Origin of the sequence: Rhizobium sp. N324 (genome assembly GCF_001664485.1) — a bacterium.
Classification (GTDB): Bacteria; Pseudomonadota; Alphaproteobacteria; order Rhizobiales; family Rhizobiaceae; genus Rhizobium.
Genome location: NZ_CP013630.1, coordinates 3,414,245 through 3,438,407, shown reverse-complemented (window position 1 = coordinate 3,438,407; position 24,163 = coordinate 3,414,245). Strand labels below are relative to the sequence as shown.

Here is a 24,163-nt window from a genome sequence, read left to right as displayed (position 1 = left end):
GGTGCAAAAGGAAAGGGTCACATCCTTCGCACTGTTTCCATTCCGAGAAGCTCAAGACACTTGCCGATCACTTGCGCTACCAGCTTGCAGGTGGCGAGACGTCCGGGTGGATCTTCTCCATTCAGCACTGCGCAGTCCGCGTAGAAGCGATTGAAGGTGTCCGCCACTTGATATGCCCGTTCGGCGATCTCGAACGGTTCAAGCTGCCGGGCGGCTTCGGACAGCGAATGCGGATACCATAGGCATTCGACCAGCACCGCCCGTTCTGACGGATGGCTGACAGAGACCGTGACGCCCGGAACGATGCCTGCCGAGGCTGCCTTGTTAAGGATCGAACAGATTCTCGCGTAGGCGTACTGCAGATACGGTCCCGTTCGTCCCTCGAAAGAGGTCATCTTGTCGATATCGAAGACGTATCCGGTCTTCCTTGGGGTGGAGAGGTCGGCGAACTTCAGTGCACCGAGGCCAACCGCAGTCGCCGAATCCTTGTCCTTCACTTTCTCGGCGGCCTTCGCAAGCGCCAGCTCGATCATGTCGCTGAGCGACGCCGTGGAGCCGTCCCGGGTCTTAAACGGCTTCCCATTCCATCCCCGGACGGTGCCGAAAGTTGCATGCCGCAGCTCAACACCGTGGGCATATCCTGCCGAGCGCGCAGCCGAGAAAACGCTCCCGATGTGGAGCGCTTGGCGATCGTCGGTGCAGTAGATGATCCGTTGCGCACCGATGTCCCGCACCCGCCGCCGCAACGTCGCCAGATCCGTGGTACTGTATAGCGCGGCACCATCGCTCTTCCGCAGTAAAAGCGGCGGGACGTTGTCAGGTAGTCCCTCGCCGGAGACGTCGATGATCAGCGCTCCGTCGCTCTCCCGGGCAAGCCCGCGTGACACGAGGTCGTCAAGCATAGGGGCGACCTCGGAGTGGGCGTCGCTTTCGCCGAAAAATAAGTCGAAATGCGCCCCCAGCTGTCCGGCGGTGGCTGACACTGCCTCGAGGGAGATCTCCCGCATCCGCTTCCATGCGGCCGTGAGGATGGGGTGGCCGTCCTGGAGCAGGTTCGTAAGTGACCGGGCAACCGCAAGCGCGGTATCGTCCTCGCTCGCCGCATTGCCGGACTTGTAGAGTATCCCGAGCTCCTCGACCGACATTTCGTCGAAAGAGAAGTCTTTGATGAAAGGCATGGGATCTCCGTGCCGCCAGCCGGAGGCGATAGCAGCGCCGTGCAAGAGCTTGCCCATCTGCAGACCCCAGTCGCCGAGGTGAATGTCCGAGATCACGTCGTGTCCGATCTCGGCCAAGATGCGCCGGAGACTCTCACCGATGACGAATGACCGGAGGTGGCCGACATGCAGGGCTTTCGCGACGTTGGGGCCGCCGAAGTCGATGACGGTGCGGACGGGGGACTCTTTCCCGACGCTTAGCGTGGGATCTCCCAGCATAGCTGTCGCCTCCGCGGCAATGGTCTCGTTCGACAACCGGAAATTCAGGAAGCCAGGACCTGCGACGGACACGTCTTCGAAGACGTCATGGTGCGCCGCTGTGGCGACGGAGGCGGCCAACTCGCGCGCGTTCTTCCCGCCTGCCTTGGCGAGCGGCATCATATCGTTGCACTGGAGGTCACCGAATTCCGGCTTCGTTGACCGGACGACGGAAGGAGCGGCTTCAAGGCCGTTCAGTTTATATGCGGATGCGAGCGCGGCGAGCGCTGCCGATTTCACGGACATGGATCATTCCCTTTGACTGCATGACTAAAGGTTCGCGGAAGCTTGAGAGCTTCAGCGTCGTCGGACAGTCTTTGGAACGATATTCTCCATGTCGGTATGTCGGGCCTTTTGAGTTCCACCCGTCGATAGACGGTCCCGACGCCGAATGCAATCTTCGCGATAAGATTAGTTATAGGCGGAAACCAGCAATGCTACCTAGTTGCGGGTCTTTGCGGGACAGGACGATCACGAACGGTCGTCGTATCTGGCCGTCAGGCGCGCTGCGACATCGCCGATAGGCTTGAGGCGGCCCGCTTCCGCGTCGGCGATCCCCCGGCCGATTGCCAGATCGAGTGTCATCAGTCGTTTTGCCCGTTCCGATTTCACACGTTCGTCCATGTGGTTTTGGAGTTGCGGGCCAGAGTTCGCGTTGTTTGCCATATCCATTCCTTTTCGGAGATCATCGGCAAAGCGGTAACTGTTGGCAATATTGGCGATCGAATCCGGAATGCTTATTTGCCGGGCGCCTTGATGCCGCAGAGCATTTCGCGTTTGCCGGCGAAGCCCTGGCGGCGTTCGACGGCGAAACCTGCCGCGATGAGGTTGCGGCGCACGAAGCCGGCCGCGGCATAGGTGGCGAAGGTGCCGCCGCTCGTGGTTTTTTCGTGGACGCGCCGCATCAGTTCTTCAGACCACATGTTGCCATTGCGCGACGGAGCGAAGCCATCGAGATACCAGGCGTCGAAGCCGGGCTTTGCCGCTGTTACGCCGTCGAGCGCTGCGCCGCAGACGACGCTGAGCCTCGTCTGATCGTCGAGGTCGAGGGAGACGGTATTGGCAGGCGTTTGCGGCCAGGCCGCCGTCAGCGCCTCGCGTTCGGCATCGATCTCCGGCCAGTGCGAGAGCGCCCGGCCGATCTCGTCGACGCGCATCGGGTGGAGTTCGAAGGAGATGAAATGCAGATGCTGGCCGGCAGCGCGATGCTGCTTCCATTGCCGCCAGGTCTCGGCGAAGTTCAGGCCGGTTCCGAAGCCGAGCTCGCCGATCACGAATTCCTGCCGGCCGTTCCAGCGCTCCGGTAGGCCGTTGCCGGCGAGGAAGACATGGCCGCATTCCAGCCGGCCGTCGGTCTGGCAATAAAAATGATCGCCAAAGGCGGTGGAATAAGGCATATCGCCGTCGCGCCATTCGAGCGGCTGCGGCGCGCCCGCGCCAATCTGATCGGGGTTCACGTCTGTCATGGAAAAAGCCGATAATCCTCGGCCGGTCTCAGGTCAATCATCCTGCGAATTGCTGATCGTCGGCGGCGGAATCATGGGTCTCTGGGCAGCTGTCCATGCCGAGCGCCGCGGCATCGATACGATCATTGCCGACGCCGGCCAATTGGGCGGAGGCGCAAGCGGCGGCCTGCTCGGCGCGCTGATGCCGCATATGCCGGATCGGTGGTCTGAGAAGAAGCAGTTCCAATTCGATGCGCTGGTCTCGCTCGAAGACGAGATCGACACGCTCGAAGCGGCAACCGGGCTTTCGGCCGGTTATCGTCGTTCGGGACGGTTGATTCCGTTGCCGAAGCCGCATCTCGAGAAAATCGCGCGCCGCCACTGCGAGGACGCCGAACGCCATTGGCAGGCCGGCGCGCGCCGGTTCCACTGGCATGTGCTCGACGGCCCGCCGGTCGGCGGCTGGATCGAGGCGTCGGCCGGCGAGAGCGGCTTCGTGCATGACACGCTCGCCGCCCGCGTCGCGCCCCGTTCGCTGATCGCGGCACTTGTCACCTTGCTGCGGCAGGCCAAACATGTACGCATTCGGGAGCATGCAGCGGTTGCCGGCCTTGATCCGGATCGCGGCACGGCCGAGATAGGCGGCGACAGCGTTGCTTTCGACCACTGCATCCTGGCCGCCGGCCATCAATCCTTTCCGTTGCTGCAGGGCCTGACGCCGGGGTTGAAACAGCCGCTCGGCCAGCCGGTCAAGGGGCAGGCGGCGCTGTTGAAAGCCGATCTCGACCCGGCGCTGCCGACGATCTTTCTCGACGGGCTCTATGTCGTGGCGCATGAGGGCGGCCATGCGGCGATCGGCAGTACCAGCGAGAACCGTTTCGACGATCCCGCTTCGACCGATGGCCAGCTCGACGCGCTGATCGCCGCGGCGCGGGGGATCGTGCCGGCGCTGCGCGACGCTGCCGTCGTCGAACGCTGGGCCGGGCTTCGCCCGAAGGCGATCGACCGCGATCCGATGATCGGCCGCCATCCCGATCACCCGCGCCTGATCGCTCTGACCGGGGGCTTCAAGGTCAGCTTCGGCCTGGCCCACCGGCTGGCGGAGGCGGCAATATGTATCGCAGGCGATACAGACTGCGGATTTTTGCTGCCGGAAAGCTTCACGATATCAAGCCATATCGCGGCGGCTTCACGTTAAACGTGAATTCTGCGCCGCCTCGTTTCGTTATTCTGTCATGCAAATCACCTATCTGCTTGCGCATCGACAGCGCCTGAGATCGTCGGCGCTCCTTTTCCTGATGGAGGAAATCGCGTGCGCTATGCCATTTGCTTCACGCCCCCGGCAAGCGACCCGCTATCGCTCATGGCCGCCCATTGGCTCGGCCGAAACGTGTTCTCCGGTGATATGCTGGAGCCTCCGGCCGTGCGCGGCCTCGGCATTCACGAGATCGCCTTCCATACGGCCGTGCCGCGGCGCTACGGTTTTCACGGCGTTTTGAAGGCGCCGTTCCATCTGTGTCCGGACCTGTCCGAATCGCAACTCCTGCGCGATCTCATGCGCTTTTCCGGCACTGTCCTTCCCTTCCAGATTCCGCGTCTCGAAGTCGCCCGGCTCGGCAATTTCTACAGCCTGCTGCCGAGCGTTCCCTGCGAGCAGATCCAGTACCTCGCTTCGGCGATCGTGCAGGAATTCGATCGTTTCCGCGCGCCGCTGAGCGAAGCCGACATCGAACGCAGCGATCCGGACGGACTGTCGGCGGCGCAGTTTTCCAATCTGCATCGCTGGGGCAATCCTTACGTGATGGAGGAGTTCCGCTTCCATATGCCGGTGACGGGCCCGGTCAACGCGCTCGACATGCCGCGCATCGAGCCGGCGCTGCGGACGGTTTTCGAGGCTGTGCTCGGCGAACCGGTCCTGGTTTCGAACGTGGCGCTGATGTTCGAGGAGGGCACCGGCGGTCCTTTTCGGGTTCATTCGCTGCATCCGATGGGCAAGGTCAGCGCCCGCAAGACCGCCTGACATGCGATAAGCTAAGCTATTGCGCAGGAACGATAAAATTCCGCTGCGCAGTTTCCGTCTCGACATTCCGGCTGCGGATGCTACCGTTCTCCGTCTTTTCAGAAGGTGATTTGATGGTATCCGAGACTTATCCGCGCAATCTGGTCGGCTACGGGCGTCAGACGCCCGATCCGAAATGGCCTGAAGAGGCACATGTCGCCGTGCAGTTCGTCATCAATTATGAGGAGGGCGGCGAAAGCTCGATCCTCGACGGCGATGCGGCGTCGGAAAATCTGCTGTCCGAGATCGTCGGCGCGGCCGCCTGGCCGGGGCAGCGCAATCTCAACATGGAATCGATCTATGAATACGGGTCGCGCGCCGGTTTCTGGCGGCTCTGGCGGATGTTCACCGATCTCAAGGTGCAGGCGACCGTCTACGGCGTGACGCTGGCCATGGCGCGCAACCCGGAAGCGGTCGCGGCGATGAAGGAGGCCGGCTGGGAAATCGCCAGCCACGGTTACCGCTGGCTGGAATATAAGGATTTTCCGGAAGATTTGGAGCGCAAGCACATCCTCGAAGCCGTGCGCCTGCACACCGAACTGACCGGCGAGCGGCCTTACGGCATGTACCAGGGCAAGCCCTCCGACAATACGCTGCGGCTGGTGCAGGAGGAGGGCGGCTTCCTCTATTCCTCCGATTCCTATGCCGACGACCTGCCTTTCTGGGTGAAGGGCGTCGACGGGAAACCTTTCCTGATCATTCCCTACACGCTCGAAACCAACGACATGCGTTTTGCCACGCCGCAGGGCTTCAACACCGGCGATCAGTTCTTCACCTATCTCAAGGATGCCTTCGATACGCTCTATGAGGAAGGCAAGGCGGGCAGCCCCAAGATGATGTCGGTCGGCCTGCATTGCCGTCTCGTCGGGCGCCCCGGCCGGGCGGCGGCGCTGAAGCGCTTCATCGAATATGTGCTGAAGCATGACAAGGTCTGGATTCCGCGCCGCATCGAGATTGCCGAGCATTGGCACAAGCACCATCAGCCGGACGCGATCTGATGCTGTCGCGCGAGGATTTCGTTTCCCGCTTCGGCGGCGTCTTCGAACATTCGCCTTTCATCGCCGAGCGCGCCTATGACGCCGGCGGCCTGACCGAGCCGCTGACGGCATCAGGCGTGCATGCCGCGCTCGCGGCCGTCTTCCGCGCGGCAAGCCCGCAGGAACGTCTCGGCGTGCTTCGAGCCCACCCCGATCTTGCCGGGCGTCTTGCCATATCCGGCGAACTTACCGAGGACAGCCGCAAGGAGCAGTCCGGCGCCGGTCTCGACCGCCTGAGCCCTGCCGAACACGCCCGCTTCACCGAACTCAATTCGGCCTATGTCGAAAAATATGGCTTTCCCTTCATCATCGCCGTCAAAGGGCTCGGCAAGGAGGATATTGTGGAAGCTTTCGAAACACGGATCGGCAACGGCCGGGACGAGGAATTTTCGACCGCGACTGCGCAGGTCGAAAAGATCGCGCTGCTGCGTCTGACCTCGATGCTGCCGGAGGCGGAATGAAGGAGAGGCGTGCCATCGACTATCTCAACGACATGCAAAAGGCGGCATCCGAAGCGCTGTCCTTCATCGGCGGAATGGATGAGGCAGCTTTCGTCGAGGACCAGCTCACTTTCAAGGCTGTCGCCTTCTGCCACTTCACCATCGGTGCCGCGGCATCCCGCCTGCTGGTGACGCATCCGGAATTTGCCACCGAGCATCCCGGCCTGCCGTGGACGAAGATCTGCGGCACGGGCAATCGCATCCTCGACGACGTCTTCGATCTCGATCCCTCGGATATCTGGGAGGCGACGTATCGGACGCTGCCGGAGCTTCTTCGCGAGATCGATGCCGTCCGTAACTGGCATGCCCAAGGTGAGTGAGGCCATGCCCGAATTTCTCGACATTCGCCCGCTCACCAGCGCCGCCTTCGCTCCCTTCGGTGAGGTCATCGAAGCCGATCCGGCCTCGATGCGGCTGATCAATGGCGGCACGACGGAACGTTTTCATGCGCTGGCCGCGGCGGAGGCGGCGGGCGAGGGCGCGCGCGTCATCATCAATCTGTTTCGCGGCCAGCCGCGCAGTTTCCCCTATGATATCGACATGATGGAGCGCCATCCTTTCGGCAGCCAGAGCTTCTCACCGGTTTCCGGCCGTCCTTTTCTGGTCGTCGTCGCCGAGGACGAGAGCGGACGCCCGGGCCGGCCGCAGGTGTTTCTGGCGCGCGGGGACCAAGGCGTGAACTACCGCCGCAATGTCTGGCATCATCCGCTGATGGCGCTTGGCCAAGTCTCCGATTTCCTGGTCGTCGATCGCGACGGGCCAGGCAACAATCTGGAGGAATTCTTCTTCGAAACCCCCTTCGTCATCAGAGAGCCAGCCCCATGACCGGACTGACCACACATGTTCTCGATACCGCCTTGGGCAAACCGGCCGAGCGGCTCAGGATCGATCTTTTCCAGCTCGATGGCGAGATCCGCAGGCATGTGAAGACGGTCGAGACCAATGCCGACGGCCGGGTCGACGGCGGCCCGATTCTATCCGGCGAAAATTTCCGGGCCGGCACCTATGAATTGGTCTTCCACGCCGGCGATTATCTGAGGGCCTGCGGCACGCCGTTGCCGCACCCGGCCTTCCTCGATCTCGTGCCGATCCGCTTCGGCATTGCCGATGTCACGGCGCACTACCATGTGCCGCTGCTGATCTCGCCCTACGGTTATTCTACCTACAGGGGCAGCTAAAAATGCGTTTTGCCGCGATCGCCGACATTCATGGCAACCATCTGGCGCTTGAGGCGGTGCTTGCGGATATTCGCGCTGAAGGTATCGAGGAAATCGTCAATCTCGGCGATTTCTTCAGTGGTCCGCTGGAGGCCGGCCGGACGGCGGAGCTGCTGATGCCGCTCGGCCTGACCTCGGTTTGCGGCAATCATGACCGCTACCTGATCGAGCAGGATCCGGCGGCGATGCATGTTTCGGATGCCTCGGCCTATCGGCAGCTGACGCCGGCCCATCTCGACTGGATCCGCAGCCTGCCGTTCGACACCGTCTATCGCGGCGAGGCTTATCTCTGCCATGCGACCCCAAAGAACGACAATCTCTATTGGCTGGAATCGGTTTCGCCCGAAGGATTCGTTTTCCTGAAGCCGATCGAAGCGATCGAGGCGCTGGCTGAGGGTATCGACCTGCCACTGATCCTCTGCGGCCACAGCCATCTTCCCCGCGCCGTCCGGCTCTCCGACGGCCGGCTGATCGTCAATCCCGGCAGCGTCGGCTGCCCCGCCTATGACGACGTGCTGCCTTATGACCATAAGGTCGAAGCCGGCCACCCGCTGGCGAGTTACGCTATTCTGGAAAAGACGGCGGCCGGATGGATATGGCAGTTCCGAACCGTCGCCTACGACCATATGGCGATGTCGGCACTGGCCGCCGAAAGGGGCCGTGCCGACTGGGCGAGTGCATTGGCGGCGGGTTGGGTGAGATAGCCCAGACCCGCCTGCGCTGCGATCAGTCCTTCTTTGGCGGCGAGGGGGCGATCGTCTTTGCCGGGGCTGCGGCCGGTGTTGCCGGAGCAGCCGATGTTGCCGGCCTTACCGGCGCCGTGGGCGGTAGTGCCGGCTTTGCCGGAGCTGCGGCTGGTGTTGCGCCATTGAGATTTCCAAGGAGCGACGAGATAGCATCGTCGCCGTCGAAGCCGGCTTCCTTCATCAACCTGTCGAGGATCGGTTTGTTGGCCTGATAGGACAGAAGCTGGCCGGCCAGTCCTTCGCCAAGCCCGATGCCGTTTCCGCCGGTCGCGCCGTTTCCGCGGCCAAGCATGCCGCCGGTGTCGAAAATCCTGATATCAGAGATCTTTTCGATCGGCTTGACCGCCTCGGCGAGCGCCTCGGGAATGATGCGGATACGTTCGCGGGTGATCTCGAACTCGATGATGGCAGCGCTCAGTTTGTTACGCGCGTCGTTGAGCAAGGCTTCACTCTCGGCTGCGGCCTTGCCGGTTTCGAGAATACCCTTGGCCTTGATGATCGCCGCATCCGCTTCGGCGGTCGCCAGCGTCTTGATGGCTTCGGCCTGGTCGCTTGCGGCCTGTTTTTCGGCTTCGGCGCCGACGGTGACGGCGGTTGCTTCCGTCTCGGCTTTCTTGCGCGCATCGATCACGGCAATCTGCCTTTCGCGTTCGGCAATCTCGATCGCCTTGGCGGTGCCGACTTTTTCCTCTGCCGCAATCGCCAGCGCCCGGGCCGCTTCCGCAGCCGCCTTCGCCTCGGATTCTTCACGGCTTTTGTTGGCAACGGCGATCGCGCTTTCCTGCGCGACGATCTGCAGGTCGCGCTTGGCTTCGGTGTCGCGCTGCTGCACGGCGCGGGCGGAATCGATGTTGGCGCTTTCGCGGGCCTGCTTGGCGGCTGCCTCGCGTTCGGCGACCGCCTGTTCGGAGGCGATGCGGGCTTCTTCCTCGGCGCGTTTTGCCGCCTGCTCCTGTTGGGCAGTTTCAGCGCGCGTCGCCGCGGATTTGTTGGCGATGTCGCGTTCCTGGCTGAGTTCGGCCTCCCGCTTGGTCCGCTCGATGGTCAGCGATTGCTGGCGGGCCTCGAGATCCTTCTGGGCGATAGCGACTTCGGTGTCGCGAACGATCTCGTTTCGCTCCTTCTTGCGGCCCTCGGTGATGCGGGTCAATGCCGCAAGACCTTGCGCATCGAAGAAGTTGTTGGCGTTGAAGTGTTTGATATCGGTCTGGTCGAGGCGCGTCAGCGACACGGATTCGAGCTCGAGGCCGTTCGACTGAAGATCGGCGCCGACGGCTTCCTGCACGGCCTTGACGAAGTCCATGCGCTGTTCCTGCAGCGCGTCGAGATTCATAGTCGCGGCCACCGAGCGAAGGCCGTCGACGAATTTTGCTTCGATCAGGATACGAAGCGCCTCGGCATCGTTGGTGCGGCTGCCGAGCGTCTGGGCGGCCAGCGCGATCGAGGAGGCGTCGGGTTTGACGCGCACATAGAACTCGGCGCCGATATCGACGCGCATGCGGTCCTTGGTGATCAGCGCATCGCCTTCGCCGCGGCGGACTTCGAGGCGCAGCGTCTTTAGGTTGACCCGGGCGATCGAGTGAAAGATCGGCAGAACCACGGAGCCGCCGTCGAGCACGACCTTCTGGCCGCCAAGACCGGTGCGGACATAGGCCTCGTCGCGGCTGGAGCGCGTGTAGAGAGAGGCGAGGACAAAACCGATGCCGAAGATCAGAACGATCGCGATAGCGGCCGGTAGAATAATGTCATACATCATGACGGCTCCCTGAAAGATTGATTGTCCGATCCGGTGGGGTCCACCAGGGCGGGAATGGCGATAAATACATCTGCGTTGCGATCGACCAAGAGAACCTGCGTGCCGATGCCGAGAGGCTGCTGATCCTTGGCGGCCCGGGCTCTCAGCACATGCCAGTTTCCATGCTGGTCCTTGACGCGCACGCGTCCCGGCAGTCCCTGATCGAGCGGGCCGATGGACACTTCCGCAGTCCGGCCGACGAAGGTGTCGAGATCGACCGCATAGGTCTCGTCGTGCGGCACGATCCGCGCCACGGTCCTGCTCGATGCCCTGACCATGGGGACGGTGATCAACAGGGCCGGAATGGCGGCGATGACGGAGGGCAGCGGCGCCCAGAAGGTGTTGGCGACAGCCTGGATGGCAAAACCTGAAATGGCGAAGAAGCCGAGCGTCATCATCAGCAGAATGAGCAAGGGAACGCCGCCGAGATTAAGCCAGGAGAGGTAGCCGGCAATGCCGTCATGGCCATGGAAATCCGGTTTTCCGAGAAGCTCCGTTATCGAAAAACCCATGACGGTGGCCAGCATCTCGATCGCCGTCAGGCCGGCAAGCACGGCGGCGGCGATGGCAAAGGGAGCACATTCGGGCGCGAAGAAAAGTGCCATCGGCGTTACCGGTTATCCGTCTTGAAGCGTGCAAGGCGTGCCTCGATCGCCCGTTCGCGGTGCAACCGGTCGAGCTCGTCCAACTCGGAACTATTGGCATGCTCGGCTGATGGAACGCCGGTCAGCCGCGAGACCGCTGCGGCCGCGCGAGCCGCACCTGCGCCGGGCGAGGGCTGGCCATGGCCGGTTGCCGCCTGTTCGGGATGCTGGGCGATGCTGCGCTTGAAATCGGCAAGACGCGCATCCGCCTCGCGGCGTGTGGCGAGCACGGCCTGCAGGGCTTTTTGGCCTTCATCCACCTGTTCCCTGGCATCGGCCAGCGCCTTGTCGAGCGCCGCGATCTGGGATTCGAGGTCGATCTGGCGGGCGACGCCGGCCTTTGCCAGGTCATCCCGCCCGGAGGAGACGGCAAGGCGGATCTTTGCGTCGAGCGCGTTCATGTCTTCGACGATTTCGTCCCTGCGGCTCTGGATGCGGAACTCCTCCGCGCGCGCCTTGCCAAGATCGGTGCGGGCATCATCCGCCGCCGCATCGATTTCGCGGATCGCCTGTTCGATGACGGCGATCTTGTTGACGCCTTCCGCCTTGTCGATCGCCGCATTGGCGATGCCGGCGATCAGGCGGCCCATGCGTGAGAGAATGCCTTCGTTCGTCATGTTTTCCTCCATCCGAGCGGAATTCGGCGTGACGCCGATGTGGATCTCGTAGCGGTCGGCGCCTGCAACGAGATAGGCCGGAAAATTACTCTCCCATCCCTTGGAATAACCCGCGACATCGAAGGGCACGGCAACGCGGCCGTGTACCGTGGCGATGGTCAGGTCCGAGGGGCCCTTTATGGCGAAGAGCTTGTCGTCGAGCGGCAGATGCGGCGGATCGGCAGTGGCGCCGCGATTGGCGGCAAAATCGCGAAGGCCGAGTGTCACCAGCCTTGCCGGCAAGCCCGTCTGCTCGCGGACGGTTTCATAGGCAATGTCATGCAGTACGACGAGGTTGGCGCCTGCTCCATCAGGGACGAGGTCGGTCAGGATTTCGATCATCCTGATATAGGCGGCAATGGTGTCATCCAGCGCTTGCCGGGCATTGGCATCGGGTGCCAGCGTGTAGCGCAGCAGGGACGGATGCGGTGTTCTGCCTGGGTTTGCCATGGATAAAACATAAAGCACCGCTTTTGTGCTTTCAAGGGGTCGCGCTAAAAATACAACCTAAGCTTAATGTGCCGTTAGGAGCAAAGAGGGCAGCGTCGATTGTGGATCGCATTGCCGATGGAAGCACAGACGGCAGGCCGATCCGTTCCTATCGGGCGGTCGTCTGCGCCTCACGAATGCCGGCGCTGATACGGTTGATGATGGTCCATATCAGAAGGAAAGCCACCACCGCCCAGAGCCACAACGTCCAGGCCGCAAACGTCCCACCGACCGCGACAAAGATGCCGAGCGCCCCGAAAACCACCGCACGGTCGCTCTTGCCCATCGGCCCGTCGTAACGCCGGCTCGCCCCGACCGTTTGACCCAGAACACCGGTAAATTCCGTCAGTGCCGAGAGGAATATGACTGATATTGCCGGCGCCACACCGTTCGGATCGATGAGCGCAAACGGCAAATACAGGGCGACATCCGACACGACATCACCGATCTCGTTCAGATAGGCGCCTAAAATGCTCTTCTGCCCATGTTCGCGCGCGAGCATGCCGTCAATGGCATTGAGGCCCATGCGCAGCAGAAACCATACAGGCACGAGCAGGAACCAATGCGGAAGCGGGACGACGCTCAAAAAAAGGCCCAAGACAACCGAGACGGCGGCGGCAACTGACGTCACCTGATTGGCGGTGACGCCTCGTGCCGCAAGCGAGCGCACCAGAGGGCGAAGAATATTCTGAAACCGGGACTTCAATTGATAAATAGACATGCGACCTCAGTGGAATTTTACGGCATTTGAACAGTCTATCCCGGCTCGGGCAGTGCGGATCGTCCTAGCTGTGGGAAAGCCCGCACTTCATATCGGCTCACCCAAAGGACTTATCATTTGCAGCTAGACTTTTGCAATGAAAGCAACTCACTGTTGCCGCCAATGGATGCAACCTATCCACCGATCAGAATTGGAGACGACCGTGCTGCAGACTGCCGATAGCGAGCAACCGTCCTCGACGACCAGACCTATGCATGAATCCGAATTCGCATCGCATGACGGCACTCGACTGTTTTATCGGACGTGGCCTGTGATCGGTGCTTCGCCGAAGGGCGCAATCATTCTTCTCCATCGCGGCCACGAGCACAGCGGCCGCGTCGCCCATCTCGCCACCGAGCTCGGCCTCGATGATTTTGCTTTCTACGCCTGGGACGCACGCGGCCACGGGCGTTCGCCTGGAGAGCGCGGCTATTCGCCATCCTTTGCGGCCTCGGCGCACGATCTCGACTGCTTTGTCCGCCATGTCAGCGAGACAAGCGGTACTCCAGTCGAAGACATCGCCGTCATTGCACAGAGCGTCGGCGCGGTACTGGCCAGCACCTGGGTGCACGACTATGCACCGCCGATCCGAGCGCTCGTGCTGGCCTCGCCGGCCTTCAGCGTCAAGCTCTACGTGCCTTTTGCCAGGGAAGGCATTGCGCTTTGGGAAAAGCTCAAGGGGACATTCTTCGTCAATTCCTATGTCAAGGCGAAGTTTCTGACGCATGATCCCGAGCGCATCGCCTCTTATGAAACCGATCCATTGATCACCCGGCCGATTGCCTCCAACATTTTGTTGCAGCTCTATGAGGCGGCAGCCCGCGTCGTCGGCGACGCCCGCGCCATCACCGTCCCGACCCAGCTGCTGATCTCCGGCAGCGACTGGGTGGTGCGACACGCGCCGCAGCACCGGTTTTACGAAAACCTCGGCAGCCGGATCAAGGAACGGCACGTGCTTGCCGGCTTCTATCATGACACACTTGGCGAAAAGGACCGCGCGATGGCGCTCGCCGAGGTCCGCCGTTTCATCGATGCGCGTTTCGCCGAGCCCCGGGCGCCTGCCGATCTTCGCACCGCCCATATTCAGGGCTATACCAAGGACGAGGCCGACCGGCTCGCGAGCCCACTGGACGCCACATCTCCACGCGGCATCTACTGGGCGCTCAGCCGCCTCAACATCAAGCTTGGCGCCCTCGTCTCCGAAGGCATAAGGACGGGGATCAAGACCGGTTTTGATTCCGGCTCGACACTCGACTACGTCTACGAAAACGAGCCCCGCGGGCTCGGTCCCGGCGGGCGTGCGATCGACAAGGTGTTCCTCGAGGCGATCGGCTGGCGCGGCATCCGGCAGCGCAAACTGCATTTGCAGGAACTGATCGATCGCGCGCTGCAGCGCCTGAAAGCAGCCGGCCGCAGCACCCATATGCTCGACATAGCGGCCGGGCATGGCCGTTATGTCCTTGATGCGATCGAGACGGCTGCCGTGCGTCCCGATAGTGCGCGATTGCAGGATTATTCCCCCATCAATGTCGACGCCGGCCGTGCCAGCATTGCCGCGCGTGGACTGGGTGATTTCGTCAATTTCCGCCAGCAGGATGCTTTCGACGGTGAGGGGCTGGCAGCCATCACGCCGGCTCCGGATCTGGCGATCGTCTCCGGCCTTTACGAGCTGTTTTCCGACAATGCGATGATCGCCGCTTCGCTCGACGGGATTGCCCGCGCGATGCGGCCGGGTGGTCTGCTTGTCTACACCAACCAGCCATGGCATCCCCAACTGGAGATGATCGCCCGCGCGCTGACTTCCCACCGCGGCGGCGAGGCGTGGGTGATGCGGCGGCGGACGCAAGAGGAAATGGACCAACTGGTCGCCGCAGCCGGTTTCCGCAAGATCGAACAGCGCATCGATCAATGGGGCATTTTCACCGTCTCGCTGGCCGAGAGAGTCTGAGGATAAAACGTGGAGAAGGCACGTTCCACTTTTTCCCGGGCAGCACCGGTTCCCAAGCGGGCGGCGCTCTGGCTCATGTTCCTGGCGCCGTTCTTCTATCTCAGTTATGGCGGCGCCAATTGGCTGGCATCGCAACGCGCGCATGTGCCGAACGTCGCCTTCGCATGGGAAAGCGCCATTCCGTTCCTCGGATGGACGATCATACCATATTGGTCGATCAATCTGTTCTATGCACTCTGCCTGTTCATCAACACGACGCCGCGCGATGTGGATAGGCTCGCGCGACGTTATCTGACGATCCAGATAGTGGCCGTCGCCTGCTTTGTCGCGTTTCCGCTCGAAGCGACCTTCGTGCGGCCGGCAACGAGCGGCCTGCCCGGCTTCATGTTCGCCGTCCTCGGTAGTTTCGATAAACCGTTCAATCAGGCGCCGTCGCTGCATGTCGCGCTCCTGGTGGTGATCTGGGACCACCTCCGCGGCCGGTTGCCGCGCAGGGCACGGCTTCTCTGGCACTTCTGGTGTTTTCTGATCGGAGCCTCCGTGCTGACGACGTGGCAGCATCACGTCATGGACATACCGACCGGCATGCTGCTCGGTCTGTTCGCCGCCTGGCTTTTTCCGCGCGATGCCGGTTCGCCTCTCGCGAAGTTTGCGATGAGCGGCGATCCAAAGTCGCGCCGTCTCGGCGTCTATTATCTGTGCGGTGCCGTCGTATGTCTCGTCCTTTCAGCGCTCGGTACCTCTCTAACGGCCGCGGCACTTCTGTTGCTCTGGCCGGCTGTTGCGCTGGCGATCGTCGCAGTCGGATATTTCGGCGCCGGCCCGCAGATATTCCAGAAACGCGCCGATGGCCGGGCCACGCTTGCCAGCCGCTGGCTACTGGCGCCCTACCGGCTCGGCGCTCTCATCAACGTTTGGCTCTGGACACGCACAATGCCGGCATCGGTGGTGATCGCTGACGGCGTCCATTTCGGTCGTTTTCCGCGTCGCCACGAGGCCGACCGTTTTGCCACGGTGATCGACATGACCGGCGAACTTCAACGCCCCGGCGGAACACTCGCGCGCTGGTGCAGCTTTCCCACTCTTGATCTTGCAGCCCTCGACAAGATCCAGACGTTCGCTGCGGCGAACCACGTTGAGGCTGCGCGCCAGCAGGGACCGGTCCTCGTCTGCTGCGCGCTCGGTTTCCAGCGGAGCGCCTGCGTCATCCTGCGTTGGCTGCTCATCAGCCGGCGTTGCGAAAATCCAGCCGAGGCACTGCGGTTACTCGAACGGGTGGGGCGGCGCGTTCATCTGCCGGCTAGAAGTATCCATGCCGCAATGGAGGGCTTGCAATGACGCAGTGGAATGCCACAGCCTCGGCGGTTGCGCGCAGTCTCGGCCGCAATGCAATCTTCTGCGGGCTGACGGCGTTGCTGCCACTGATCGTCGGCCCGATCACCGCGGGATATCGAGGCTTCGCTTCGCCGCTCGGCTGGCTCTTGATGCTTATTTTCTGCGTGGTTGTTCTTGCGCTGGCGATCCATCTGCTTTTCGATGCGCTGTTGTTTCGCCTCGCGTCGAGCTACGAGACCGAGACGGCCGGTCTTGCTGCCGTCGACGACCTGTTGTTCCGCATGCAACTGCGCAAGCCTGACAGGGCACCGCCTGGCCTCGAGAGGCGGATTGCCGGATCGCGCCGCATCGTCTGGCACCAGCGTTTTGCGCTCGCCGTCTGTCTCGTGATTTTCGCGATCCTTCAGCTCAATGCGAGCGCCGGCCAGCCGCCAGCCTGAATAGCACGCCGTTCCCGTCCGGCATGGATTGCCCGCCATCGGCGCGTTCAGCTGACGCCGATCTCTCTGCTTCAGCCTTGCGGCGATATGATCGACGCGTTCACGTCGTTGATATCGCGTTTGCCGCAGAGCGCCATGGTGATGTCCATCTCCTTGCGGATGATGCCGAGCGCCAGCGTGACGCCTTCCTTGCCCATGGCACCGAGGCCGTAGAGGAAGGGACGGCCGATATAGGTGCCTTTGGCGCCGAGGGCCACGGCTTTCAGCACGTCCTGGCCGGAGCGGATGCCGCCGTCGAGATGGACCTCGATGCGGTCGCCGACGGCATCGACGATCGCGGGCAGCATGCTGATCGAGGACGGGGCGCCGTCCAGCTGGCGGCCGCCATGATTGGAGACGACGATCGCATCGGCGCCGGTATCGGCGGCAGCCTTCGCATCCTCCGGGTCGAGCACGCCCTTGATGATCAGCGGGCCGCCCCATTGCTCCTTGATCCAGGCGACGTCGGCCCAGGAGAGCCGCGGATCGAACTGCTCGTGCGTCCATGCGGCAAGCGATGTGATGTTGGTGACATTTTTCGCGTGGCCGATAATGTTGCCGAAGGTGCGGCGCTTGGTCTTCAGCATATCCAGGCACCAGAACGGCCTACTCGCCATCTGCCAGACATGTTTTGGCGTGAATCGCGGCGGCGCCGACAGGCCGTTGCGCAGATCCTTGTGGCGCTGGCCAAGGATCTGCAGATCAGCCGTCAGCACCAGTGCCGAACATTTGGCGGCCTTGGCACGGTTGATCAGGCCAAGGACGAAATCCTTGTCCCGCATGACGTAGAGCTGGAACCAGAAGGGGCGCGTCGTCACCGATGCGACATCCTCGATCGAGCAGATGCTCATCGTCGACAGCGTGAAGGGAACGCCGAATTCTTCCGCCGCGCGCGCCGCCAGCATCTCGCCATCGGCATGCTGCATGCCGGTCAGGCCGGTCGGCGCCAAGGCCACCGGCATCGACACTTTCTGGCCGATCATCGTCGTTTCCAGCGTGCGGTCGCTCATGTCCACCATCACCCGCTGGCGCAGCTTGATCCGGCTGAAATCGCTCTCGTTCGCCTGATATGTGGATTCCGTCCAGGCGCCCGAATCCGCATAGTCGAAAAACATTTTCGGCACACGGCGCTGCGCGCGCTGTTTCAGATCGGCGATAGTGAGCGGAGTGGCCATGAATTAAACCTTCACATCTGAATTCGGCGATCCGGCGTAACATGGATTTCGCGGGAGTGTTACGGGAAATCGGCCGCGTCAGGCGGCTTTTCGTCCGCGGATCGGTTGAATGAGAATATCCAACGGAATGTCGAGATGTTCGTGCTATCGCCGGATCATATCGAGTGAAAGTGCACGCTTTCTGTTGAGAATTTCGGCCACCTGCCCGCGGCTGCCGAGGAGAGGTTCCAGGTCCTTCCGTGCCAGTCCCTGCTGTTCCATCCGGAAGAGGATCGCATCGATCGGATCCGGCAGATCGATGGGTATCGACCTGCTTCATAGGCGTCGATCAGCGTCGCCAGAATGTCGAGTTTGTCGGCTTCGGGCTGCTTCAACAGCAAGAGCGCGTCTTCGTAGTCATCGTCATTGCGGATGGGCTTCAGTGGCATCATCGAAGCCCCGTTTTCAAAGCGACGCCCGCCACATAGGTTTCGGCGACCGCCCGGTCGTCGCCCATCGTCTGCAAGAGGAAGAGTTCTTCGGGCAAGGTCTTCACCGCTTCCAGTTTCAGCGCCATGGCCGGGGTCGCCGCCGCGTCGAGGACGATGAGGTCGGCTTCGGTGCCGGGGTCCAGCGTGCCGATCCGATCTGCCAGTGACAGCGCCTCGGCATTGCCGCGCGTCATCAGGTAATAGCTTTCCAGCGGGTTCAGCCGTTCGCCGAGCAATTGCTGGATCTTGTAGGCCTCGTCCATCGTCTTCAGCATCGAATAGCTGGAGCCGCCGCCGATATCGGTCGCCACCCCGATGCGCACCGGCTTTTCGCGCCGCGCCAGCGCCTTCAACGGGAACAGGCCGGAGCCGAGGAAGAGGTTCGAGGTCGGGCAGTGGACGGCGACGGCGCCCGTCTCGCTCATCACATCGGCTTCACGCTCGGACAGGTGAATGGCGTGGCCGAACAGGCTTTTCGGCCCGAGCAGGCCGTAGCGCGCGTAGATGTCGGTATAGTCGATCGCGTCGGGATAGAGCTCGCAGGTGAATTTGATCTCGTCGTGATTTTCCGACAGATGCGTCTGGATGTGCAGGTCGGGAAATTCGCGAGCGAGCGCTGCCGTCGCTTCCATCTGCGCCGGGGTCGAGGTGATGGCGAAGCGCGGGGTGATGGCGACGTGATTGCGGCCCTTGCCGTGCCAGTCCGCGATCACCTGGCGGGTCTCGTCATAACCCATCTCGGGCGTGTCGAGCAGGCCCTGCGGGGCGTTGCGGTCCATCATCACCTTGCCGCCGACCATGCGCATATTGCGCTTCATCGCCTCAGCGAAGAAGGCGTCGGCGGAGGTCTTGTGCACGGAGCAATAGGCGACAGCCGTGGTCGTGCCGTGGCGGATCAGCTCGTCGTAGAAATGCGTGGCGATCCTCTCAGCATGCGCGCTTTCGACGAAACGGCATTCCTCGGGAAAGGTATAGGTGTTCAGCCATTCGAGCAGATTGGCGGCATAGGAGGCGATCACCTGCATCTGCGGAAAATGCAGATGCATGTCGATGAGCCCGGGCAGGATCAGATGCGGCCGGTGATCGATCTCGATCGTGCCTTCGGCGGCCTTCGCCTTGACGTCGGCATAGGGGCCGGCTGCTGCGATCAACCCGTCTTCGATCAGCAGGCCGCCATCTTCTTCGTAGAGATAGCTCTGGCTGTCGGCTAGACTGAGCGGCGCCCGATGAAAGGACAGCAGGCGGCCGCGCAGGAGTGTCGTCGTCATTGTTTCTTGCCTTCGACTGCGCTTTCGAACCAGGCGACGAGCAGCTTGCGTTCGTCCGGCGTGATATCGGTGATATTGCCGGGCGGCATGGCATGGCTGCGGCCCGCTTGTATATAGATCTCGCGGGCATGGGCGGCAATTTCCGCGTCGTTTTCGAACATCACCCCCTTCGGCGGCCGCACGATGCCCTCATAGACGGGCTCGGCGGCGTGGCACATCGAACAGCGCGTCGCGACCAGTTGCTTGACGGCGGGAAAATGCGGATCGCCGGCAAATTGCTGGAAGGCGGGCGCCGCCGCCGCCGTATCCTTATCGCCGGTCAGCAGTTTCGGCACCGTCGAAAGCCACATGATCAGGATGAAAAGGACGAGGGTGACGATCCAGGTCCAGGTCGGCCGGCCTTTCCGAGCATGGGTGGTGTTGAACCAGTGGCGGATGGTGACGCCCATCAGAAAGACCAAAGCGGCGATCACCCAGTTGAACTGCGTTCCGAAGGAGAGCGGATAGTGGTTCGACAGCATGAAAAAGATGACGGGCAGGGTCAGGTAGTTGTTGTGCAGCGAACGCTGCTTGGCGATCTGCCCGTATTTCGGATCGGGCGTGCGGCCGGCGATGAGATCGGCGACGACGATCTTCTGGTTCGGGATGATGATCATGAAAACGTTGGCCGACATGATCGTCGCGGTGAAGGCGCCGAGATGCAGGAAAGCGGCGCGGCCGCTGAAAAGCTGCGTATAGCCCCAGGCCATGAGGACCAGCACGACATAGAGGACCGCCATCAGGCCCCAGGTATTTTTGCCGAGCGGGGATTTGCAGAGCAGGTCGTAGATGATCCAGCCGCCGGCGAGTGATGCCAGCGAGATCAGGATCGCCACCGGCTTCGAAATATCGAGCACGTGGCGGTCGATGAGGAAGAGGTCGGCGCCGCCATAATAGACGATGCACAGCATCAGGAAGCCGGAAATCCAGGTGAAATAACTCTCATATTTGAACCAGGTCAGGTGCTCCGGCATTTGCGCGGGCGCCACCAGATATTTCTGGATATGATAGAAACCGCCGCCATGGACCTGCCATTCCTCGCCATAGGCGCCGGGCGGCAGATGCGGGCGTTTCACCAGTCCGAGATCGAGCGCGATGAAATAGAAGGACGATCCGATCCAGGCGATCGCGGTGACGACATGGAACCAGCGCGCCGCGAAAGCGAGCCATTCCCATGCAATGGCATATTCATACATCGAGTTCCCCTATCTTCCTCCGACTCGTGACATTGCGGAAATTTTGGCGGGGAGGGAAGAGGAGATTGAAAGATGGCGTCCGCATAGCGGCCGGTGTGGCAAAAGGAGCAATGGCATGATCACCGCGCTCTACAGCGATCAGCTCATCGCCGAAAACGCGCCGATGGACCGGCGGCTTGCGGCGCTCATTCTGTCGCGCGGGAGCAGCATCGGCTATATCGCCTCCGCCCCGGAGCCGCAGCGGGAGTTCTTCGATGAGAAACGACAGTATTATCTCAGATACGGGCTTTCTCTCGATCTCTTCGTCGATCTCGACGCGCTTTCCAGCGACGAGGAGATCGGCCGGCTGTTTGCCTGTAACGCCATCCATCTCACAGGCGGCCACACCGGCGATTTTCTGAGGCGGCTGCGCCAAAGCGGTATGCTGGAGAGGCTGCGCGCATGGGCGCGTGACGACGGCATTCTCGTCGGAACCAGCGCCGGGGCGATCTTGATGACGCCGACGATCGCCGTTGACGCACTCTTTTCCGGCGGCTCGCCGGATGCGGTGCGGGATGGCGCGGCTCTCGATCTGGTGCCTTTCGAATTCTTCCCGCATCTGAACGACGATCTTGGCTATCTCCCCGCGCTGCTGCGCTACAGCGAGACGACGGCAAATCCTATTCTTGCGTGCCGGGACGGCGAAGGTGTCATCCTCGGCGATGGACTTGTCGAGATCTTCGGCGCCCCACTGATGATTTCCGGCGGTTTTGCCGAAGTCGCCGAGCGCGGTCGCATCGCAGATCTGCTGTCTCGTGCCTAAAAGCTGCCGAGATGACTGTGCATTATCTCTGGCTTATACATGATGTGCTAATTCGGCACGCCTTGAACTATGGCAAGTGGATTACAGTTACTTTGCAGGCCGCCGGCATAAAATAAGAACCTTTAGATCATCGGCGGCGCATTCATCGACGGAGAAGATGCCCATGCGCAGCATTCTGACGTGTGTGATGATTGCGTACGCGTCGTTGGCGACGGCTCACGACGCACCCTCGGGGTGGAGTTATGATCCCTATTGTTGCAACGGCGACAGTCACAATGGCGACTGCCAGATGATCCCTTCGAAAAGCGTGGCGGTGACGCCGGGCGGATATCGTGTGACGCTCTTGCCGGGCGACCATCGGCTGGTCACGCATGCGCATGTCTTCCTGCTGCCAATGACGAAGGCGATGCAATCGGGCGACAACGACTATCATCTCTGTCTGTTCCCGAACGAGGATACGCCGCGCTGTTTCTATGCGCCGGAGATGGGATACTGAGGCCGAACGAAAGATCGGACCGGGTCAGACCGTCCGACGCCCGATCATCTAATTCCCGGCTGCCTGCATCTCTGCGAGGATCCAGTTGCGGAAGGCCTTGATCTTCGGCACGTTGCGGCGGTTTTCGGGATAGACGAGCCAGTAGGCCTTGCCGTCGCTGCGGGTCAGCTCGAAGGGCTGGTAGAGCCGGCCGAGTGCGATCTCGGCGGCATAGAAGGCCGGGTTGAGAATGGCGACGCCATGTCCCGCGATCGCCGCATCGGCTTCCACCGCCTGGGAGCCGAGCTGGTTGCGCGGGCGGCGGTCGAGATCCGTCTCGGTGACGCCGGCTGCCTCGAACCACTGTTTCCACCAGATATCGCCGGCGTCGAAGAGATCGAACTTCAGGAGATCGCGCGGCTCCTTGATGCCGCCTGCCGATTCCGCCAGCTTCGGGCTCAGCATCGGGGTGAATTCCAGGCCCATCAGCCGGTGCAGGCTTAGCCCCGGCCAATTGCCGTCACCCCAGCGGATGCCGACATCGATCTGCTCGCGGGCAAAATCGATAATGTCGGAGGTCGCCTGAAAGCGCACCGCGATCGCCGGGTGCTTCAAATGGAAAGAGCCGAGGCGCGGCGCTAGCCATTTCGAGGCGAAAGTATGAGTCGAGCTGATGGCGAGCGTGCCTTCGACACTGTCGCGCGCCGTCGCCATTGCATCGTGCAGCATGGCAAAGGCTTCGGTCACCTTCGGCGCCAGCCGTTCGCCGGTTTGCGTCAGCGCGATTTGGCGGGGACGGCGCAGGAAGAGCGGCTCGCCGACATTCTCCTCCAGCAGCTTGATCTGGTAGCTGACGGCCGTCTGCGTCATGCCGAGTTCGTCGCCCGCCTTGGTGAAACTGCCGAGCCGGGCAGCGGCTTCGAAGACGCGCAGCGCATTCAGCGGGAATTGCTTCGACAGTTTCATGGATAAGTTCTCTTGATGCAGGCAGACGGTCGTTCGATTGGAATTGCAGCATTTTTGGCGGCAAACTGCAACTCATCCCATCAATGTACCGAGGTGATGTCATGGATTGCTCGACTATCGAAGAGAACAGGCCGCAACATAGAATCGGTGCTTTCCGGGGCCTTGCCGGCTGGCTGGCGGGCAGCGCCGACCTTTTCTGCCGTCTGCCTCGGCTCGATCTTTCCGCTGCACCGGACCGCGTCAAGCGCGATCTCGGTTTCCTCGACGGGCGCGAGCCTTTTTACGAGGACGAGCGCATGCGGTAGGCTGAAAGTGCCGTCAGGATCTCGGCGGCGGTCATGGCGGCGATCACTTCGGGGCGCTTGTCCTTGACCGAGGAACCGCCGATCGGCAGCGTCAGCCGCTCCATCCAACCGCGTTCTCCACCGCCTTCGCGGGAAAGCCAGCTTGCCAAGGTGGCGCGCTTGGTCGCCGAGCCGATCATGCCGGTGTAGGCAAGGTCGCTCCTATCAAGCGCCTCGCGGGCGATGAGGAAATCCAGCGCGTGGTCGTGCGTCAGGATGACGACCGCGCCACCGTCCGCAATATCCTTCACCAGCGCCTCCGGCATCGGCACGAGCCGGGTTTTGGTCTCCGCCGGCAGATTGGCGAGTTCTTCCTGTCGCGTTTCGACGATCGTGACCGACAGCGGCAGCGGCGCAAGGGCTGCGGCCAGCGCCCGGCCGACATGGCCGGCACCGAAAAGATAGACCTCCGGCAGACGCTCGATCTCGCCGGCAATCCTGGCTTCGAGTTCGTCTTTTACCACCTGCGTCAGCCGGCGAAACCGCAACTGTGTGCGCCCGCCGCAGCACTGGCCGATTTCGGGGCCGAGCGGGATGTCCATGGCGGCGGTTCCGCCGGTCCCTGCGAGCATCTCCCGTGCATTCGCGATTGCCATGAATTCAAATTGCCCGCCGCCGATCGTGCCCCACAGCGCGGTCCTCGAGACGAGCATGTAGGCCCCGGCCTCGCGGGGGGTGGAGCCTTGCGCGCCGGTGATGTCGACGAGGATGCTGTCGGGGTTGGCGGTGAGGAAGGTGGGGAGGTCGGTCATGGGATAGCCCCGTGACCTATGGAGTATGTCGCGAAGACCCCCTCATCCGACCCTTCGGGCCACCTTCTCCCCGCTGTGGAGAAGAGGGAGA

At 62.1% G+C, this 24,163-nt stretch carries 26 protein-coding genes; 14 read left to right on the top strand and 12 right to left on the bottom strand.

Going from position 1 to position 24,163, the window contains the following annotated elements:
• Window positions 1–17 precede the first annotated feature (17 nt).
• From argS to mnmD, 3 genes are all read right to left on the bottom strand, one after another.
• On the bottom strand, window positions 18–1,721 hold the full coding sequence (gene argS, locus AMK05_RS16550) for an arginine--tRNA ligase (protein ID WP_064840223.1): 1,704 nt from the start codon (window positions 1,719–1,721) through the stop codon (window positions 18–20).
• A 225-nt stretch (window positions 1,722–1,946) separates the two neighbouring features.
• Complete coding sequence (locus tag AMK05_RS16545; protein ID WP_442966237.1) at window positions 1,947–2,147, bottom strand: type II toxin-antitoxin system ParD family antitoxin; 201 nt, start codon at window positions 2,145–2,147, stop codon at window positions 1,947–1,949.
• 65 nt (window positions 2,148–2,212) lie between these two features.
• Entirely contained in the window at window positions 2,213–2,941 is a 729-nt protein-coding gene (gene mnmD / locus AMK05_RS16540) for a tRNA (5-methylaminomethyl-2-thiouridine)(34)-methyltransferase MnmD (RefSeq protein WP_064840220.1), read from the bottom strand.
• Here mnmD and AMK05_RS16535 point away from each other — a divergent pair.
• The 8 genes from AMK05_RS16535 to AMK05_RS16500 all read left to right on the top strand — a co-directional run bounded on the left by AMK05_RS16535 (window position 2,940) and on the right by AMK05_RS16500 (window position 8,437).
• Window positions 2,940–4,118: an NAD(P)/FAD-dependent oxidoreductase gene (locus AMK05_RS16535; RefSeq protein WP_064840217.1), complete on the top strand. Its 1,179-nt coding sequence runs from the start codon at window positions 2,940–2,942 to the stop codon at window positions 4,116–4,118. The genes mnmD and AMK05_RS16535 overlap by 2 nt on opposite strands.
• Before the next feature lie 114 nt (window positions 4,119–4,232).
• The gene (locus AMK05_RS16530) at window positions 4,233–4,940 is read left to right on the top strand and encodes a DUF1045 domain-containing protein (RefSeq protein ID WP_064840215.1); all 708 of its coding nucleotides are present in this window, start codon (window positions 4,233–4,235) and stop codon (window positions 4,938–4,940) included.
• 113 nt (window positions 4,941–5,053) lie between these two features.
• Complete coding sequence (gene puuE, locus AMK05_RS16525; RefSeq protein ID WP_064840212.1) at window positions 5,054–5,977, top strand: allantoinase PuuE; 924 nt, start codon at window positions 5,054–5,056, stop codon at window positions 5,975–5,977.
• Window positions 5,977–6,477: a 2-oxo-4-hydroxy-4-carboxy-5-ureidoimidazoline decarboxylase gene (gene uraD, locus AMK05_RS16520; RefSeq protein ID WP_064840210.1), complete on the top strand. Its 501-nt coding sequence runs from the start codon at window positions 5,977–5,979 to the stop codon at window positions 6,475–6,477. The genes puuE and uraD overlap by 1 nt, the downstream gene beginning before the upstream one ends.
• Window positions 6,474–6,836 carry a HepT-like ribonuclease domain-containing protein gene (locus AMK05_RS16515; RefSeq protein WP_064840207.1) on the top strand — a complete coding sequence of 121 codons (363 nt, stop codon included), beginning with the start codon at window positions 6,474–6,476 and terminating at the stop codon, window positions 6,834–6,836. The genes uraD and AMK05_RS16515 overlap by 4 nt, the downstream gene beginning before the upstream one ends.
• Before the next feature lie 4 nt (window positions 6,837–6,840).
• The gene (locus AMK05_RS16510; RefSeq protein WP_064841411.1) at window positions 6,841–7,341 is read left to right on the top strand and encodes an ureidoglycolate lyase; all 501 of its coding nucleotides are present in this window, start codon (window positions 6,841–6,843) and stop codon (window positions 7,339–7,341) included.
• Window positions 7,338–7,694, top strand: coding sequence for a hydroxyisourate hydrolase (uraH, locus tag AMK05_RS16505; RefSeq protein ID WP_064840206.1), 357 nt, complete (start codon window positions 7,338–7,340; stop codon window positions 7,692–7,694). Before AMK05_RS16510 ends, uraH begins: the two co-directional genes overlap by 4 nt.
• A 2-nt stretch (window positions 7,695–7,696) precedes the next feature.
• Entirely contained in the window at window positions 7,697–8,437 is a 741-nt protein-coding gene (locus tag AMK05_RS16500) for a metallophosphoesterase family protein (protein ID WP_064840204.1), read from the top strand.
• A 22-nt stretch (window positions 8,438–8,459) separates the two neighbouring features.
• On the opposite strand, the gene AMK05_RS16495 is transcribed toward AMK05_RS16500, so the two are convergent.
• The 4 genes from AMK05_RS16495 to AMK05_RS16480 form a co-directional block, all read right to left on the bottom strand.
• A complete protein-coding gene (locus tag AMK05_RS16495; RefSeq protein ID WP_064840201.1) occupies window positions 8,460–10,235 on the bottom strand; it encodes a flotillin family protein in 1,776 nt (591 codons plus the stop codon).
• Window positions 10,232–10,879 carry an OB-fold-containig protein gene (locus tag AMK05_RS16490; RefSeq protein ID WP_064840199.1) on the bottom strand — a complete coding sequence of 216 codons (648 nt, stop codon included), beginning with the start codon at window positions 10,877–10,879 and terminating at the stop codon, window positions 10,232–10,234. The genes AMK05_RS16495 and AMK05_RS16490 overlap by 4 nt, the downstream gene beginning before the upstream one ends.
• 5 nt (window positions 10,880–10,884) lie before the next feature.
• A complete protein-coding gene (locus AMK05_RS16485; protein ID WP_064840197.1) occupies window positions 10,885–12,042 on the bottom strand; it encodes a PspA/IM30 family protein in 1,158 nt (385 codons plus the stop codon).
• A gap of 130 nt (window positions 12,043–12,172) precedes the next feature.
• On the bottom strand, window positions 12,173–12,784 hold the full coding sequence (locus AMK05_RS16480) for a CDP-alcohol phosphatidyltransferase family protein (RefSeq protein ID WP_064840194.1): 612 nt from the start codon (window positions 12,782–12,784) through the stop codon (window positions 12,173–12,175).
• Between the two features lie 202 nt (window positions 12,785–12,986).
• On the opposite strand from AMK05_RS16480, the gene AMK05_RS16475 reads away from it, so the two are divergent.
• Genes AMK05_RS16475 through AMK05_RS16465 form a run of 3 tightly spaced genes read left to right on the top strand, consistent with a single transcriptional unit; the run spans window position 12,987 to window position 16,546 of the window.
• Complete coding sequence (locus tag AMK05_RS16475) at window positions 12,987–14,771, top strand: bifunctional alpha/beta hydrolase/class I SAM-dependent methyltransferase (protein ID WP_064840191.1); 1,785 nt, start codon at window positions 12,987–12,989, stop codon at window positions 14,769–14,771.
• 9 nt (window positions 14,772–14,780) lie between these two features.
• Complete coding sequence (locus AMK05_RS16470; protein WP_064840189.1) at window positions 14,781–16,109, top strand: phosphatase PAP2/dual specificity phosphatase family protein; 1,329 nt, start codon at window positions 14,781–14,783, stop codon at window positions 16,107–16,109.
• Window positions 16,106–16,546 carry a hypothetical protein gene (locus AMK05_RS16465; protein WP_064840186.1) on the top strand — a complete coding sequence of 147 codons (441 nt, stop codon included), beginning with the start codon at window positions 16,106–16,108 and terminating at the stop codon, window positions 16,544–16,546. The genes AMK05_RS16470 and AMK05_RS16465 overlap by 4 nt, the downstream gene beginning before the upstream one ends.
• A 71-nt stretch (window positions 16,547–16,617) precedes the next feature.
• Here AMK05_RS16465 and AMK05_RS16460 read toward each other — a convergent pair whose 3' ends face one another.
• From AMK05_RS16460 to puuD, 3 genes are all read right to left on the bottom strand, one after another.
• Complete coding sequence (locus AMK05_RS16460; RefSeq protein WP_064840183.1) at window positions 16,618–17,760, bottom strand: alpha-hydroxy acid oxidase; 1,143 nt, start codon at window positions 17,758–17,760, stop codon at window positions 16,618–16,620.
• Between the two features lie 427 nt (window positions 17,761–18,187).
• Window positions 18,188–19,498: a guanine deaminase gene (guaD, locus tag AMK05_RS16450; RefSeq protein WP_064840181.1), complete on the bottom strand. Its 1,311-nt coding sequence runs from the start codon at window positions 19,496–19,498 to the stop codon at window positions 18,188–18,190.
• Window positions 19,495–20,733 carry a urate hydroxylase PuuD gene (gene puuD / locus AMK05_RS16445; protein WP_064840178.1) on the bottom strand — a complete coding sequence of 413 codons (1,239 nt, stop codon included), beginning with the start codon at window positions 20,731–20,733 and terminating at the stop codon, window positions 19,495–19,497. The genes guaD and puuD overlap by 4 nt, the downstream gene beginning before the upstream one ends.
• Window positions 20,734–20,848: 115 nt before the next feature.
• Here puuD and AMK05_RS16440 point away from each other — a divergent pair, with 115 nt between their 5' ends.
• Window positions 20,849–21,535, top strand: a complete 687-nt coding sequence (locus tag AMK05_RS16440; protein WP_064840176.1) for a Type 1 glutamine amidotransferase-like domain-containing protein — start codon at window positions 20,849–20,851, stop codon at window positions 21,533–21,535.
• A 163-nt stretch (window positions 21,536–21,698) separates the two neighbouring features.
• On the top strand, window positions 21,699–22,031 hold the full coding sequence (locus AMK05_RS16435; RefSeq protein WP_003565666.1) for a hypothetical protein: 333 nt from the start codon (window positions 21,699–21,701) through the stop codon (window positions 22,029–22,031).
• 48 nt (window positions 22,032–22,079) lie between these two features.
• Here the strand turns inward: AMK05_RS16435 and gcvA are convergent, their stop codons facing one another.
• On the bottom strand, window positions 22,080–22,976 hold the full coding sequence (gcvA, locus tag AMK05_RS16430; RefSeq protein WP_064840173.1) for a transcriptional regulator GcvA: 897 nt from the start codon (window positions 22,974–22,976) through the stop codon (window positions 22,080–22,082).
• Between the two features lie 101 nt (window positions 22,977–23,077).
• Between gcvA and AMK05_RS16425 the strand changes: the two genes are divergently transcribed.
• Window positions 23,078–23,281: a hypothetical protein gene (locus AMK05_RS16425; protein WP_064840171.1), complete on the top strand. Its 204-nt coding sequence runs from the start codon at window positions 23,078–23,080 to the stop codon at window positions 23,279–23,281.
• Here AMK05_RS16425 and xdhC read toward each other — a convergent pair.
• Complete coding sequence (gene xdhC / locus AMK05_RS16420; RefSeq protein WP_064840168.1) at window positions 23,257–24,072, bottom strand: xanthine dehydrogenase accessory protein XdhC; 816 nt, start codon at window positions 24,070–24,072, stop codon at window positions 23,257–23,259. The genes AMK05_RS16425 and xdhC overlap by 25 nt on opposite strands.
• Window positions 24,073–24,163 lie beyond the last annotated feature (91 nt).

What these genes read in the sequence shown, in the direction of transcription:
- argS (WP_064840223.1), bottom strand. Translation starts at nt 1,721, where the DNA reads ATGTCCGTGAAATCGGCAGCGCTCGCCGCGCTCGCATCCGCATATAAA.
- AMK05_RS16545 (WP_442966237.1), bottom strand. Translation starts at nt 2,147, where the DNA reads ATGGATATGGCAAACAACGCGAACTCTGGCCCGCAACTCCAAAACCAC.
- AMK05_RS16535 (WP_064840217.1), top strand. Translation starts at nt 2,940, where the DNA reads ATGGAAAAAGCCGATAATCCTCGGCCGGTCTCAGGTCAATCATCCTGC.
- mnmD (WP_064840220.1), bottom strand. Translation starts at nt 2,941, where the DNA reads ATGACAGACGTGAACCCCGATCAGATTGGCGCGGGCGCGCCGCAGCCG.
- puuE (WP_064840212.1), top strand. Translation starts at nt 5,054, where the DNA reads ATGGTATCCGAGACTTATCCGCGCAATCTGGTCGGCTACGGGCGTCAG.
- uraD (WP_064840210.1), top strand. Translation starts at nt 5,977, where the DNA reads ATGCTGTCGCGCGAGGATTTCGTTTCCCGCTTCGGCGGCGTCTTCGAA.
- AMK05_RS16515 (WP_064840207.1), top strand. Translation starts at nt 6,474, where the DNA reads ATGAAGGAGAGGCGTGCCATCGACTATCTCAACGACATGCAAAAGGCG.
- AMK05_RS16510 (WP_064841411.1), top strand. Translation starts at nt 6,841, where the DNA reads ATGCCCGAATTTCTCGACATTCGCCCGCTCACCAGCGCCGCCTTCGCT.
- uraH (WP_064840206.1), top strand. Translation starts at nt 7,338, where the DNA reads ATGACCGGACTGACCACACATGTTCTCGATACCGCCTTGGGCAAACCG.
- AMK05_RS16500 (WP_064840204.1), top strand. Translation starts at nt 7,697, where the DNA reads ATGCGTTTTGCCGCGATCGCCGACATTCATGGCAACCATCTGGCGCTT.
- AMK05_RS16495 (WP_064840201.1), bottom strand. Translation starts at nt 10,235, where the DNA reads ATGATGTATGACATTATTCTACCGGCCGCTATCGCGATCGTTCTGATC.
- AMK05_RS16490 (WP_064840199.1), bottom strand. Translation starts at nt 10,879, where the DNA reads ATGGCACTTTTCTTCGCGCCCGAATGTGCTCCCTTTGCCATCGCCGCC.
- AMK05_RS16480 (WP_064840194.1), bottom strand. Translation starts at nt 12,784, where the DNA reads ATGTCTATTTATCAATTGAAGTCCCGGTTTCAGAATATTCTTCGCCCT.
- AMK05_RS16465 (WP_064840186.1), top strand. Translation starts at nt 16,106, where the DNA reads ATGACGCAGTGGAATGCCACAGCCTCGGCGGTTGCGCGCAGTCTCGGC.
- AMK05_RS16460 (WP_064840183.1), bottom strand. Translation starts at nt 17,760, where the DNA reads ATGGCCACTCCGCTCACTATCGCCGATCTGAAACAGCGCGCGCAGCGC.
- guaD (WP_064840181.1), bottom strand. Translation starts at nt 19,498, where the DNA reads ATGACGACGACACTCCTGCGCGGCCGCCTGCTGTCCTTTCATCGGGCG.
- puuD (WP_064840178.1), bottom strand. Translation starts at nt 20,733, where the DNA reads ATGTATGAATATGCCATTGCATGGGAATGGCTCGCTTTCGCGGCGCGC.
- AMK05_RS16440 (WP_064840176.1), top strand. Translation starts at nt 20,849, where the DNA reads ATGATCACCGCGCTCTACAGCGATCAGCTCATCGCCGAAAACGCGCCG.
- AMK05_RS16435 (WP_003565666.1), top strand. Translation starts at nt 21,699, where the DNA reads ATGCGCAGCATTCTGACGTGTGTGATGATTGCGTACGCGTCGTTGGCG.
- gcvA (WP_064840173.1), bottom strand. Translation starts at nt 22,976, where the DNA reads ATGAAACTGTCGAAGCAATTCCCGCTGAATGCGCTGCGCGTCTTCGAA.
- AMK05_RS16425 (WP_064840171.1), top strand. Translation starts at nt 23,078, where the DNA reads ATGGATTGCTCGACTATCGAAGAGAACAGGCCGCAACATAGAATCGGT.
- xdhC (WP_064840168.1), bottom strand. Translation starts at nt 24,072, where the DNA reads ATGACCGACCTCCCCACCTTCCTCACCGCCAACCCCGACAGCATCCTC.